Raw genomic sequence first — 435 nt, 5'->3', positions numbered from 1 at the left:
GGGCATGGAATGGTTGCAGAGCTTCTCCGACTGAGGCTCCAGACGATCGCGAACACGGTGCGGCACGAGCCACGCCGACTGTTCGTCACGGTCGTGTCGGTCCTCCTCGTCCTCGGCGCCTCCTTCGCCGTCTCCGCCCTCGCGGGCTCGCTGCGCGACGACCCGCTGGCTGACGTCCGTGCGCTCGTGGTGGGTGCCGGTGCGCTCCTCGTCATCGCCTACGCCGTGCTGCCGTTCTCTCGGGTCCGGCCGCCGTGGAGCGATCCGCGCCGACTGGCCGTCCTCGGCGTGCCCGAGGGGACGGCGGCCGTCGGCCTCGCGCTCGGCGGCGCCATCGGACTGCCCGTGCTCGCGCTCGTCGCGGTCGCTCCCGGCTACGTGCGCTCGTGGGGCGAGGGGCAGGGCATCGCGACGCTCGCCGTCCTCGCCGTCGTG

1 protein-coding gene is annotated in these 435 nt (G+C 73.8%); it reads left to right on the top strand.

Annotation, left to right across the window (positions count from 1 at the left end):
• Positions 1–9: 9 nt before the first annotated feature.
• On the top strand, positions 10–435 hold a 426-nt coding region (locus D7X74_RS42420), incomplete at its 3' end, for a hypothetical protein (RefSeq protein ID WP_199742037.1).

Origin of the sequence: Corallococcus sp. CA047B (assembly GCF_003612065.1) — a bacterium.
GTDB classification, from domain to species: Bacteria; Myxococcota; Myxococcia; order Myxococcales; family Myxococcaceae; genus Corallococcus; species Corallococcus praedator.
The sequence above is the reverse complement of the archived record's forward strand: the minus strand, read 5'-3'. Positions and strand labels throughout refer to the sequence as shown.